The 13,050-nt window shown below is 67.4% G+C and carries 11 protein-coding genes; 4 read left to right on the forward strand and 7 right to left on the reverse strand.

The annotated features are described in order from the left end of the window. The first annotated feature begins 5 nt into the window (after positions 1–5). Genes GOAMI_RS03120 through GOAMI_RS03130 form a run of 3 tightly spaced genes read left to right on the forward strand, consistent with a single transcriptional unit; the run spans position 6 to position 4,650 of the window. Positions 6–3,017: a bifunctional [glutamine synthetase] adenylyltransferase/[glutamine synthetase]-adenylyl-L-tyrosine phosphorylase gene (locus GOAMI_RS03120; protein WP_006434932.1), complete on the forward strand. Its 3,012-nt coding sequence runs from the start codon at positions 6–8 to the stop codon at positions 3,015–3,017. A 26-nt stretch (positions 3,018–3,043) separates the two neighbouring features. Beyond that, positions 3,044–3,994 (forward strand): endonuclease/exonuclease/phosphatase family protein, encoded by a 951-nt coding sequence (locus GOAMI_RS03125; RefSeq protein ID WP_040004532.1) that lies wholly within the window; start codon positions 3,044–3,046, stop codon positions 3,992–3,994. Further along, positions 3,991–4,650 (forward strand): biliverdin-producing heme oxygenase, encoded by a 660-nt coding sequence (locus GOAMI_RS03130; protein WP_006434934.1) that lies wholly within the window; start codon positions 3,991–3,993, stop codon positions 4,648–4,650. The genes GOAMI_RS03125 and GOAMI_RS03130 overlap by 4 nt, the downstream gene beginning before the upstream one ends. Positions 4,651–4,677: 27 nt before the next feature. On the opposite strand, the gene GOAMI_RS03135 is transcribed toward GOAMI_RS03130, so the two are convergent. Together GOAMI_RS03135 and glnA are read right to left on the reverse strand one after the other, a co-directional pair. Continuing rightward, positions 4,678–4,863 (reverse strand): hypothetical protein, encoded by a 186-nt coding sequence (locus tag GOAMI_RS03135; protein WP_006434935.1) that lies wholly within the window; start codon positions 4,861–4,863, stop codon positions 4,678–4,680. Positions 4,864–5,287: 424 nt separating this feature from the next. Then, on the reverse strand, positions 5,288–6,721 hold the full coding sequence (gene glnA / locus GOAMI_RS03140; RefSeq protein WP_006434936.1) for a type I glutamate--ammonia ligase: 1,434 nt from the start codon (positions 6,719–6,721) through the stop codon (positions 5,288–5,290). 325 nt (positions 6,722–7,046) lie between these two features. On the opposite strand from glnA, the gene GOAMI_RS03145 reads away from it, so the two are divergent. Then, positions 7,047–7,550: an RDD family protein gene (locus GOAMI_RS03145; protein ID WP_006434937.1), complete on the forward strand. Its 504-nt coding sequence runs from the start codon at positions 7,047–7,049 to the stop codon at positions 7,548–7,550. 90 nt (positions 7,551–7,640) lie between these two features. On the opposite strand, the gene GOAMI_RS03150 is transcribed toward GOAMI_RS03145, so the two are convergent. From GOAMI_RS03150 to sucB, 5 genes are all read right to left on the reverse strand, one after another. After that, positions 7,641–8,384, reverse strand: a complete 744-nt coding sequence (locus GOAMI_RS03150; protein ID WP_006434938.1) for a DUF4191 domain-containing protein — start codon at positions 8,382–8,384, stop codon at positions 7,641–7,643. Between the two features lie 66 nt (positions 8,385–8,450). Further along, entirely contained in the window at positions 8,451–9,548 is a 1,098-nt protein-coding gene (gene lipA / locus GOAMI_RS03155; protein ID WP_006434939.1) for a lipoyl synthase, read from the reverse strand. Next, positions 9,545–10,261 (reverse strand): lipoyl(octanoyl) transferase LipB, encoded by a 717-nt coding sequence (gene lipB, locus GOAMI_RS03160; RefSeq protein WP_006434940.1) that lies wholly within the window; start codon positions 10,259–10,261, stop codon positions 9,545–9,547. Before lipB ends, lipA begins: the two co-directional genes overlap by 4 nt. Then, positions 10,258–11,154 carry a TIGR01777 family oxidoreductase gene (locus GOAMI_RS03165; RefSeq protein ID WP_006434941.1) on the reverse strand — a complete coding sequence of 299 codons (897 nt, stop codon included), beginning with the start codon at positions 11,152–11,154 and terminating at the stop codon, positions 10,258–10,260. The genes lipB and GOAMI_RS03165 overlap by 4 nt, the downstream gene beginning before the upstream one ends. A 30-nt stretch (positions 11,155–11,184) precedes the next feature. Continuing rightward, on the reverse strand, positions 11,185–12,963 hold the full coding sequence (gene sucB / locus GOAMI_RS03170) for a 2-oxoglutarate dehydrogenase, E2 component, dihydrolipoamide succinyltransferase (RefSeq protein WP_006434942.1): 1,779 nt from the start codon (positions 12,961–12,963) through the stop codon (positions 11,185–11,187). Between the last annotated feature and the right edge of the window lie 87 nt (positions 12,964–13,050).

A 13,050-nucleotide genomic window follows, 5' to 3' on the forward strand; every position in this document is an offset into this window, starting at 1 on the left:
GTGATGTGACAAGACAATCGGGACGCAGCGCGGTACCCAGCACGGGACGGCTGGGACTTCTGGACACCGCCGCGCCACAGAACCTCGCCGAGCTCGGCTGGAACACGCCCGAGTCCGTCGACGTGCTGTGGGCGCTGTCGCGAGCGCCCGACGCCGACCTCGCCCTGCGTACGCTCGTCCGTCTGCGTGGGGCCGTCGAGGACGAGTGGTCCGAGATCGACTCGACCCTGCGCACCAACCGGTCGTTCCGGGGGCGTCTGTTCGGCCTCATCGGTTCCTCCGACGCTCTCGCCGATCATCTCGTCGCCGAGCCGGCGAGCTGGCGTCTGTTGCTCGCCGACGAGCTGCTCGACCGGGACGAGGTCGATCGCCGGATGCTCGAAGCCGTCGGCGCCGAGCCCGAGCCCGGGGAGATCGAGAAGGGTAATCGCGTCTACCGCGCGAAGCTCACCGGACCCAAGTCCGTCGTCGCCCTCCGTCGCGCCTACCGCGACCTGATCCTGCAGCTCGCCGCGCACGACGTCGCCTCGACGGTCGAGGACGAACCGGTGATGTGGCTGCCCGAGGTCGGTGCCTATCTCTCCGACCTCGCCGACGCAGCGCTGACCGCGGCACTCGCCGTCGCCTTCGCCGAGGTGTGCGGCGAGGATCCGATCCCCGTCCGGATCGCGGTCATCGCGATGGGCAAATGTGGCGCGCGCGAGCTGAACTACGTGAGTGACGTGGACGTCATCTTCGTCAGCGATCCCGCCGACGGGGTCGCGTCGCGCATCGCGGGTGAGATGATGCGGATCGGTTCGCTGGCCTTCTTCGAGGTCGACGCCGCGCTGCGGCCGGAGGGCAAGTCCGGCGCGCTGACCCGCACCCTCGAATCCCATGTCGCGTACTACGAGCGATGGGCCAAGACCTGGGAGTTCCAGGCGCTGCTCAAGTCCCGCGCGATGACCGGTGACATGGAACTCGCGAACGAGTACATCGCGGCGGTCAAGCCGATGGTGTGGAAGGCCGCCGAGCGTCCCGACTTCGTGCCCGAGGTGCAGAAGATGCGACGCCGTGTCGAGTCGCTGGTTCCGGAGGGGGAGCGCGAGCGCAATCTCAAACTGGGACAGGGAAGTCTGCGCGACGTCGAGTTCGCGGTGCAGCTGCTGCAGATGGTCCACGGACGAGTCGACGAGAACCTCCGGGTGATGCCGACGGTCGACGCGCTCGCGGCACTGACCGCCGGGGGATACGTCGGACGTGACGACGGCGCGAATCTCAGTGCGTCATACCAGTTCCTACGGTTGCTCGAGCACCGGCTGCAGCTGCAGCGGATGAAGCGGACCCACCTCCTCCCGAAGGCCGAGGACACCGAGGCCCTGCGCTGGCTCGCGCGTGCAGCCCACATCCGGCGCGAGGGTGAACTCGACGCGACCGGCGTGCTGCGCGAACAGATCCGCCACCAGACCCTCCGCGTGCGGCGTCTGCACCAGAAACTGTTCTACCGTCCGCTGCTCGAGGCGGTCACCCGGTTCAAGCCCGACGAGCTGACCCTGAGTGACGAGTCGGCCGAGAGGCGTCTGGCCGCACTGGGTTACGCCATGCCCGACCGTGCGCTCAGCCATATCCGCGCGCTGTCGAACGCACCCGGACGCCGGGGTCAGATCCAGCTCCTCATCCTGCCGCAGCTGCTCGAACACATCGGTGACACCCCGGATCCCGACGCCGGCCTGCTCAACTACCGGAGGCTGTGCGAGGCGCTCGAGGACAAGGACTGGTTCCTCCGTCTGCTCCGCGACGACGGGGTCGTCGCCGAACGGCTGATGAAGGTGCTCGGCACCTCGGAGTTCATCGCCAACATGCTGATGCGGTCGCCGGAGGTGATCCATCAGTACTCCGACGGTCCCGACGGTCCGAAGCTGTGCGACATCCGGCCCGAGGACGTGGCCAAGGGGCTCATCGCCTCGACCGTGCGTCAGCAGGACATGAAACGTGCGGTCGCCGTTGCGCGTTCGCATCGTCGTGCCGAACTCGTCCGGGTCGCCTCGGCGGATGTGCTCGGCCTGATGGACGTGCCGACCGTGTGCAAGGCGCTGTCGAGTGTGTGGGCCGCGGTCCTCAACGCCGCACTCACCGTCGCCATCAGAATCTCCGAACGAGACCGCGGCAAGCCCGCGCCCGCACGCATCGCGGTGATCGGTATGGGCCGGCTCGGCGGCGGCGAACTCGGGTACGGCTCGGACGCCGACGTGCTGTTCGTGTGCCAGCCGAACCGCGACGCCGACGAATCGGACGCCGTCCGGTGGTCGCAGACCATCGCCGAGACCGTCCGATCCGCGCTCGGCAGTCCCAGCGCCGACCCCCCGCTCGAGGTCGACACGGGGCTGCGTCCCGAGGGACGGAACGGGCCGGTCGTGCGAACCCTGGCCGCCTACTCCGCCTACTACGCGCAGTGGGCGCAGGCGTGGGAGGTGCAGGCGCTGCTGCGCGCGCACCAGGTCGCCGGCGACGAGGCCCTGGGGATCGACTTCCTGCACATGATCGATCACGTGCGCTACCCGGTCGGCGGGGTCAGCAACGAGGCGGTCAAGGAGATCCGGCGCATCAAGGCCCGCGTCGACGCCGAGAGGCTGCCGCGCGGAGCCGATCCGGCGACCCACACCAAGCTCGGCCGCGGCGGACTCGCCGACATCGAGTGGACGGTACAGCTGCTCCAGCTGCGCTACGCCCACCGCTACCGCAGTCTCCACAACACGTCGACACTCGAATCGCTCGATGCGATCGGTGCCGCGGAGTTGTTGTCGGAGAACGACGTCGCGTTGCTCAAGAACGCGTGGATCACCGCGACCAAGGCGCGCAACGCCCTGGTTCTGGTGCGCGGCAAGCCCGTCGACCAGCTGCCCGGCCCGGGCAAGCAGCTACGACAGATCGCGTTCGCCGCCGGCTGGCCGGAGGACAAGGCGTCGGACTTCCTGGAGAACTACCTGCGGGTGACGCGCCGGGCGAAGGCCGTGGTGCTCAAGGTCTTCGGCGCATAGGCGCCGCCGCTGGTGTACGGGGACAGATGAAGAGGTTTCTGTGGGTGTCGGCGTACATCCTCGGCTGGGCGATGCTGGCCGGGGTCCTGCTGGGGGTGTGGCTGCACTTCTACCCCTCGCGCGGGAGTGCCGCCCTGTATCTGACGAGCGTGGTGCAGTTCGCGCTCATCCCGGCGCTCATGGCCATCGCGATCTTCGCGGCGCTGCGTCGCTGGTTCATGCTGGTGATCGCGCTCGCGGTGTCCGGTGTGCTGGCCTACACCCAGATCCCGCTGGTGATTCCGGCGAGCGCCCCGCAGGGACAGGAGTTCACCGTCGTCTCCGCCAATCTGCTGTTCGGTGGTGGCGACATCGGCGTGCTGGAGAAGATCGTGGCCGAGGCGGACCCCGACCTGGTCTCCCTGCAGGAAGTGACTCCCGAAGCGCTGGAACGCATTCGCGGGAGTGAGATCGCGCGCCGGCTGCCGAACGAGTTCGCGATCCCGTATCCGCAGGCCGCGGGCACCGCGTTGTTCACCAGGCAGCCGCTGTCGGAGCAGTTCAACATCCCCGACACCATCCTCCACAATCTCCAGGCGCGCACAGATCTACCGGGTGCGCCCGGCACGCAGGTCCTCGCCATCCACCCGGCCGCACCGCTGTGGGGCGAGAAGGACGGCTGGTTCCACGACATGGGCATCCTGGCCGACCACTTCGCGAAACTGCCCACGGGGCGGGTTCTCGCGATCGGTGACTTCAACTCCACCTGGAACCACGCGACGTATCGCAAACTGCTGGGCAACGGGCTCGTCGACGGTACCGACGTGGCGGGTGCGGGCTTCCTGCCGACATATCCGACCGACAAGCGGATCGGCAACCGCCCGCTCGTCGCCATAGATCGGGTCATCCTGCGCGGATTTGTGGCCACGTCGATGGACAATCATCACCTGCCCGGTTCCGATCATCGGGCGCTGGTGGTAACACTGGTTGCATCATGAGCGCCAGCATCTCCGGACCCGGCACCGCGGGCCCCAGTATTTCCCAACGCCTTCGCGAGGCCACCGCCGTCGCCCACCAGCGTGCGGAGCACGCCCCCTTCATCGACGACCTCATGTCCGGTCGTCTCGACAGCGGTGACTATCAGCGGCTGGCCGTGCAGTTGTACTTCGTCTACGAGGCCCTCGAAGCCGTCGGCGACGGTCTCGCCGATGATCCGGTCGCGGGTGCCGTCGTCGACGACAAGTTGCGTCGGCTCCCGAGGCTCGGAGCAGATCTGGCGTCGTTCGGCATCGACCCGACGTCGTGCGCGCCGCTGCCGGCCGTCGCGCGGTATGTCGAGGCCATCGAGGCCACGCGAGATGACCCGGCTCGATTCGTGGCACACCACTACACGCGGTACCTGGGAGACCTGAGCGGGGGACAGGTCGTGGCCCATCGCATGCGTGAGCACTACGGTGTCGATGCCTCGGCTCTGAGCTTCTACAGCTTCGACGGCATCGAGAAGCTCAAGCGCTACAAGGATGCCTACCGTGCTCGACTCGACGCCCTGCCGCTCGACGCCGCGGCCACCGAACGACTCGTCGAGGAGGCCATCGCGGCATTCGACCACAATCAGGCGGTCTTCGGCGATCTCGACGGGGCCGACGCCGCCTGAGAGTGACAGGACAGCTCGGTCGGGGTTCTAGTTCACCTGGAGCTTGACGGTGCGATCCAGCACGACCTCATGGAGGTCGTCGCGGCCCTTGACCAGTTCGATGCGCAACTGATTGTCGTCGAGGCGGCTGGTGGTGCGAACCACGCGCGGGGTGCCTTCGAGGCTGATGCGATCCCCGGGGACAAGATCTTCGACATACACATCTCTGGTCATACGACCAAATTAAGGCCGGACCGTGTGGCTTGGCAGAGCAAGAAGTCCCAATTGTGTGACAGATCACATCTACGGCTGTTCAGGCGCTCGCAATAGGCCGTTCACGCGGTCGCGTGTCATCGTCTGCCCTACGTCTGTGTCCCCGAAACACGAGATGGCGTCTCCGGCGCTTCCTCGGGCCGGTGGTGCGCAACCTCGGCGTCGGGGTGGGTGGAACCTCTCGGCGCCGACCGGGCGCAGATCTCGTCCATCTGAGGGGCCTCGGAGGGCACATTGCCCTTGAGCGGTGCTCACGGAGACGAGATCTCTGGCGACGTGACCGGTGCGTCGTCGCCAGAGGCGTGCTCATCAACGACGAACGCCCCGCCCGCGAGAACGCGGACGGGGCGTCGTGCTGAAAGAAGCGACTCAGCAGTCGCAGTGCTCAGCAGTCGTAGTACAGGGAGAACTCGTACGGGTGCGGACGGATCTGCACCGGCTCGATCTCGTTCTCACGCTTGAGCGCGATCCAGGTCTCGATGAGGTCCTCGGTGAAGACGCCACCGGCGGTGAGGTACTCGTGGTCCTCCTCGAGGCGGTCGATGACGGCAGACAGCGAGGTCGGGGCCTGCGGGATCGACTTGGCTTCCTCCGGCGGGAGCTCGTAGAGGTCCTTGTCGACCGGCTCGTGCGGCTCGATCTTGTTCTTGATGCCGTCCAGGCCGGCCATCATCATCGCCGCGAACGCCAGGTACGGGTTGCCCGAGCTGTCCGGGCAACGGAACTCGAGGCGCTTGGCCTTCGGGTTGTTGCCGGTGATCGGAATACGCACACAGGCCGAACGGTTGCGCTGGCTGTAGACCAGGTTGATCGGAGCCTCGTAGCCCGGGACCAGACGCTTGTAGGAGTTGACCGTCGGGTTGGTGAACGCCAGCAGCGACGGCGCGTGGTGCAGGATGCCGCCGATGTAGTAGCGAGCCAGATCCGACAGGCCAGCGTAGCCGGCCTCGTCGTGGAACAGCGGCTTGCCGTCCTTCCACAGCGACTGGTGGGCGTGCATGCCCGAGCCGTTGTCACCGAAGAGCGGCTTCGGCATGAAGGTGACCGACTTGCCGTTCTGCCATGCGGTGTTCTTGATGATGTACTTGAACAGCTGCACGTCATCGGCCGCGTGGAGCAGCGTGTTGAACTTGTAGTTGATCTCCGCCTGGCCCGCGGTACCGACCTCGTGATGGCCGCGCTCGAGCTCGAAGCCCGAGTTCTGCAGGTTGGTCGACATCTCGTCGCGCAGATCGACGTAGTGGTCGTACGGAGCAACCGGGAAGTAACCACCCTTGGGGCGGACCTTGTAGCCCAGGTTGGGGCTGCCGTCCGGATCGCTCGGCGAGGCGGTGTTCCACCAGCCCGACTCCGACTCGATCTCGTAGAAGGTGCCGTTCATCTCCGAACCGAAGGACACCGAATCGAAGATGTAGAACTCGGCTTCGGCACCGAAGAAGCAGGTGTCGGCGATGCCGGTCGAGGCAAGGTAGTCCTCGGCCTTGCGCGCGACGTTACGCGGGTCGCGGCTGTAGGCCTCGCGGGTGAACGGGTCGTGGACGAAGAAGCTGACGTTCATCGTCTTCGCCTTGCGGAACGGGTCGATCCGCGCGGTGGCCGGGTCGGGCAGCAGCATCATGTCCGACTCGTTGATCGACTGGAAGCCGCGCACCGACGAACCGTCGAATGCCAGACCGTCCTCGAACACGTCCTCGTCGAACGCCGAAGCGGGGATCGAGAAGTGCTGCATGACACCGGGCAGGTCGCAGAATCGGATGTCGACGTACTCGACACCTTCCTTCTTGATGCCCTCGAGTAGTTCTTCTTTACTGCTGTACACCGTGCGGTGACTCCTTCGTGATCGGGTGGTCAGTGGTACTGACACGCCACACACATCCGCCGCCGAGAAACAGCAGCGGATCTCAGCGGCAACCGTATGGAGGCGAAGTTGCCCAGGCGTCAAGTCCGTGTTTCCCCCGTGTTACACACCCGGTGTTCTTGGCGACACACGGCTCATACCTCGGAGAACGCACTCGGCGAATCCCACCCTAGCCCGCGGGGGCGACCGGGGAAGACCGAAGGGGTGACGCCCACGACTACGATGGACACCAGTGAACGCCGCGGTCGTCGACGATGACGCCGCGGTTGCGAGAGGAGTCATCACGATGGGACGAGTCACCGGTTCCTGGCTGTCGGGACCGCAGATCGGTCCCGGCGAAGGCGTCGACAATGATTTCCGCGGTCAGGACCTCGGTCTGCCCGCGTGCGGACCCGGGTCGCTGGCCACCGGATGGCCGCGGGTCGCCGGGTTGCTCGTCGACTGGCTGATCGCCGGCGGGCTCGCGATCCTGTTCGTCGGCTTCGATTCGTCGATCCTGGGCACCACGCAGCTCGGCATCTGGTTCGTGATGGGCATCTTCGCGGTGTCACTCTTCGGATTCACCCCCGGCCAGTACGTCCTCGGCATGCGCGTGGCCCGCGTCGACTACGGGCCCGAACGGAACACCGCCGAGGCCACCGGCAAGGAGAGCCCCGCCGCCGTCGGCATCGTGCGCGCCTTCTTCCGGCAGCTGCTGATGGTGTTCCTCGTGCCGGCCCTGATCAACGACTACAACGGTCGCGCTCTGCACGATCGCGCGACCGGGACGGCGATCCTCCGCACCCGCTGAGCCCGCCCCCGCAAACCCACCACTAATGGAGAGATCCACCACCCGATCGGGTGGTGGATCTCTCCATAAAGGGTGGGTTTGCGCAGTTGCTCAGCCGCGACGACGCGCGGTGCGCTGCATGCTCCGCATCTTGGCGTTGCCCGGCAGCGGGCCCTTCGGCATGCCGGGACCGGGAGCCTTGCTGCTGAGTGCGGCGAGACGACCCTCCAGGGTCTCCATGCGCTTGCGGTCGATGTTGCTGGGCAGCTTGTTGAGGTGGCGTTCCAGCTTCGACAGCGGGACCTGATGGTCGTCGTTGCCGACCATGATCTCGTAGATCGGGGTGTCGCCGACGACGCGCGCGGCCTTCTTCTTCTCCTGGTTCAACAGCGTCTTCACGCGAGTCGGGGAGCCCTCGCCGACGAGGATCACGCCCGGCTTGCCGATCACGCGGTGCACGGCGTCGAGGTGCGAGGTACCCGACACGGCCTGGGCCACGCGCCACTGACCGCGCATGTTGCTCAGCGCCCATCCGGCGGCACCGGGCTGGCCCTCGGCCTTGGTGTAGACGTTCTTCTGCACACGACGGCCGAACAGGATGAACGCACCCAGCACGCCCAGCACGACGCCGAGCGGGATGAGCAGCCACGGCGAGCCCAGCAGGAAGCCGAGTGCCGTGAACACCGCGATGGACAGCACGATCACACCCACCATGTAGGGGATGAGTCGCTTGTCTTCCTTGCGCTGCATCTGGAACGCCTGCCACAACTGCTGGCGCCGTTCCTTCGATGCAGCCTTGCGGGCCTGCTTCTTCGCGGCCTTTGCTTCCTTGCTCACGGACTGCGCCTTTGCCATATGGCCAGTTTACGTCCGGTCGTCGGGCGACCTGCCGCATGGTCGGCGGGCGCGGCTACGAATGCGTCAGCGGGCGAGCCGTGCCATCAGGCTCGACGCCTCCTGGCTGGCCGAACCCTCGGCGGCGAGGTGCGCCAGGGCGGGCGAGATCTCGCGGCCGTGGTGAGCCATGGCCTGCGCGTACAGCCGACCGGCACGGTAGGACGACCGCACCAGCGGACCGGCCATGACCCCGGCGAACCCGACCTCCTGGGCGAACTCGGAGTGGTCGACGAATTCCTCCGGCTTGACCCACCGCTCGACGGGATGGTGTCGCGGCGAGGGACGCAGATACTGGGTGATCGTCAGGATGTCGCAACCGGCCTCGTGCAGGTCGACGATGGCCGACTGCACCTCCTGCGGCGTCTCGCCCATGCCGAGGATCAGGTTCGACTTGGTCACCAGGCCGAAATCCCGCGCGGCGGTGATGACCTCGAGGGACCGTTCGTACCGGAACGCCGGACGGATGCGCTTGAAGATGCGGGGCACCGTCTCGAGGTTGTGCGCCAACACTTCCGGCCGGGCCTCGAAGACCTCCGCCAGCAGATCGGGCTTGGCGTGGAAATCCGGGATCAGGTTCTCGACGCCGGTGCCCGGGTTGAGCCGGTGGATGGCGCGGACGGTCTCGGCGTAGAGCCAGGCGCCCTCGTCGGGCAGGTCGTCGCGGGCGACGCCGGTGATCGTCGAGTAGCGCAGGCCCATGGCCTGCACGCTCTCGGCGACGCGACGCGGCTCGTCGCGGTCGAGTTCGGCGGGCTTGCCGGTGTCGATCTGGCAGAAGTCGCAGCGTCGGGTGCACTGCTCACCGCCGATGAGGAAGGTTGCCTCGCGGTCTTCCCAGCATTCGTAGATGTTGGGGCAACCGGCCTCTTCGCAGACCGTGTGCAGGCCCTCGCGCTTCACGAGTCCCTTGAGTTCGGTGAACTCCGGGCCCATCGTCGCGCGGGTCTTGATCCAGCTGGGCTTGCGCTCGATCGGGGTCTGCGCGTTGCGCACCTCGAGTCGCAGCAGTTTGCGGCCTTCGGGAGCCGGTGAGGTGGGAGCAGTGGTCTTCGGTGCGGTGGCCGAGGCCGGGGGTGTGGCGTCGGGGGCACCGGGTCCGGGGGTGAGGGGGGACGCGGTCACCGGACCGATCCTACGCTCGCGGTCGTGGCGGCTTCGGTTGCCGTCGGGGCGGGCTCCCGCGGGGTGTCCATCGCGGCGAGAACCGCGGCCGCGGTGGCGTCGAGGAGGGATGTCACCGAGATCGGTTGTGCCAGTTCACGGGCCAGCGAGGTGACGCCGGCATCGGCGATCCCGCACGGCACGATGGCCTCGAAGGCGGACATGTCGGGATCGACGTTGAGGGCGAACCCGTGCAGCGCGACCCCGCGCGCCACGCGGATGCCGATCTGACCGAGCTTGCGTTCACCCGCGTCGTCGTCGATCCAGACTCCGGATCGTCCCTCGACGCGCCCGGTGGTGACTCCGAGGTCGGCGCACACGGAGATGAGGGCAGTCTCGAGGCGCCGCACGTATTCGACGACGTCGAGCGGCTCGGCCAGCTTCACGATCGGGTAGCCGACGAGCTGTCCCGGTCCGTGCCAGGTGATGCGCCCACCGCGGTCGACGTCGATGACCGGCGCGCCGTTCGTGGGCCGGTCGGCGTCCTCGGTGCGTTTGCCGGCCGTGTAGGTCGACGGGTGTTCGAGCAGCAGGAGCACGTCGTGGTCGAGCGTGCCGTCGGCGCGCTCGGTCGCCAGACGGTGCTGCATCTCGTAGGCCGCACGGTAGTCGACGATGCCCAGGCGCCGGACCTCGATCGGAGCCGAGTCGGCGCGGACGGAATGCTGGGTCATGTCGCCGGCTTCATCGCGTAGGTCAGGGCCTGGCGGATCTCGGGATGGTTGAACGTGAATCCGTGTTCGGTGAGCACGCGGGGTTCAACGCGTTGACTGAACAGAATCATTTCCTCGGCCATCTCACCACCGACGCGGCGTGCCACGAATTCGGGCACCTGCAGTACCGCGGGACGGTGCACGGCCTTGCCGAGGGCCTTGCAGAACTCGCCGAACGGCAGGGATCCCGGAGCACTCAGGTTGACCGGGCCGGCGATGCCGGGGGAGTCGAGGAGGAACTCGATCGCCCTGACCTCGTCGATGAGGCTGATCCAGGAGAAGTACTGTTTGCCGTTGCCGATCGGACCGCCCAACCCGAGCTTGAACAGCGGCCGCAACTTGCCGAGCAGACCACCCTGCGCGCTGAGGACCGGGGCGGTCCGCAGCAGGACGACCCGGGTGTCGGGGCCCGCGTTGGCGGTGGCGGCGCGCTCCCAGTCGACGACCAGCTCGGCGAGGAATCCCTCACCGGGACCATCGGTTTCGACCGCCGCCCGGGTCCCGGTGTCACCGTAGAAACCGGTGGCGCTGGCGCTGATGAACGTCGGGATGCCCAGGTCGCGCACGGCCTCGGCGAGTACTTCGGTCGGCGTGATACGGGAGTTGCGCAACTCCTGCTTGAACCGTCCGGTCCATCGACCGTTACCGACGCCGACCCCGCCGAGCGAGACCACCGCGTCGACGCCGTCGAGACTCTCGGCGGGCATCCCGATGGTCTCGGGATCCCAACTGAACTCGTCATCGGCGAGTGCCTCGCGGCGGACCAGACGGATGACCGTGTGGCCCGCCGCGCGCAGCGAGTTGACCAGGGCGTTTCCGATGAGCCCCTGTGAACCTGCGACGGCTATGCGCATCGATCGCCTCGACGTCGTCTCGTTGTGTACCTAGAGACCGAGGTCCGCGGCGAACGAGGCCTCTTCGAGGCGCTTCTTCACCGTGGTGAGGAAACGGCCCGCGTCGGCGCCGTCGATGAGACGGTGGTCGTAGGTCAGCGGCAGGTATGACATCGACCGCACCGCGATCGACTCCGAGCCGTCCTCCCCGGTGATGACGACCGGACGCTTGACGATCGCGCCGGTGCCCAGCATCGCCGCCTGCGGCGGGACCAGGATCGGGGTGTCGAACAGGGCGCCTTGGCTGCCGATGTTGGTGATGGTGAAGGTGCCGCCGGCGAGCTCGTCGGGCTTGAGGCCGTTGGAGCGTGCACGGGCCGCGATGTCGGCGATGGCGCGGGCGAGACCGGCCACCGACAGGTCATCGGCGTTGTGGATGACCGGCGACAGCAGACCCTGCGGGGTGTCGACGGCGATGCCGAGGTGCACCTTGTCGTAGTAGGTGATCTCCTTGGCGTCCTCGTCGATCGACGCGTTGACGTTCGGGTGGACCTTCAGCGCCTCGACGACGGCCTTGGCGATGAACGGCAGGAAGGTGAGGTTGACACCCTCGGATGCCTTGAAGTTGTCCTTGGCCGCCTTGCGCAGGCCGACGATCTTGCTCATGTCGACCTCGAAGACCTGAGTGAGCTGAGCGCTCTGCTGCAGCGACTCGCGGGTCTTCTTGGCGGTGATCTGACGGATGCGGTTGATCTTCTGGGTGGTCCCGCGCAGCTCGGCGAGCTCGGGTCGGATCTCCGGCGATGCCGACGGCGCAGCCGAGGCGGCGGCCGGCTCGGCCTTCTTCTCCGGCGCGGCGGCCGGCTTCTTGGCGGCCTCGGCGGCGGCCAGCACGTCCTGCTTGCGGATGCGGCCACCGACCCCGGTGCCCTTGATCGAGTTCAGGTCGATGTTGTTCTCCGCGGCCAGCTTGCGCACCAGCGGGGTCACGTACGGGGTCGACTCGACGGTCGGCGGGGTCGACTTCGCGGGGGCCTCCGCCTTGGGCTCTTGCTTCGGCTCCGCCTTGGGCTCTTGCTTCGGCTCCGCCTTGGGTTCTTCCTTCGGCTCCGCCTTGGCCTCGGGTTCCGGTTCCGGCTCCGGTTCGGGCTCGGGTTCCGGCTCGGGCTCCTTCTTCGCCGGGGCCGCCGAGGCGTCACCGATGACGGCCAGCTTGCCGCCGACCTCGACGACGTCGTCCTCCTGGGCGAGGATCTCGAGCAGGGTGCCGGCAACCGGGGAGGGGATCTCGGTGTCGACCTTGTCGGTGGAGACCTCCAGCAGTGGTTCGTCGGCGGCGACCTCGTCACCGACGGCCTTCAGCCAGTTGGTCACCGTGCCCTCGGTGACGGACTCGCCGAGTTCGGGCATCAGCACGTCGGTGCCCTCGGTCGAACCCGAACCGGTGTCGGCGGTGGGCTTCTCGGCCGGCGCCTCTTCTTCGGTGGAGGGCTCCTCGGCGGCCTGCTCGGGCTCGGGCTCGGGGGCAGCGTCGGTGGGCTCGTCGCCCCCTGCGGAATCGTCGGAACCGGAGTCGCCGGAGCCGGCCTCGTCGGCGTCGCCGATCAGTGCGAGTTCACCACCGACCTCGACGACGTCGTCCTCCTGGGCGATGATCTTCGTCAGCACGCCCGCGGTCGGAGCCGGGATCTCGGTGTCGACCTTGTCGGTCGACACCTCCAGCAAGGGCTCGTCGGCCTCGACGGTGTCGCCTTCCTCCTTCAGCCACCGGGTGACTGTCCCCTCGGTGACACTTTCACCAAGGGCGGGCATCTGGACGGAGAAGGCCATCGTTGTGAACTCCTGAACTCGACGTGGTGGTCTGTAGATGTGGCCCGTCGGTGTGTGCTCCGTGGGCACGGGGGTGGGAAGCGGTCA

The organism is Gordonia amicalis NBRC 100051 = JCM 11271 (genome assembly GCF_000332995.1).
GTDB classification, from domain to species: Bacteria; Actinomycetota; Actinomycetes; order Mycobacteriales; family Mycobacteriaceae; genus Gordonia; species Gordonia amicalis.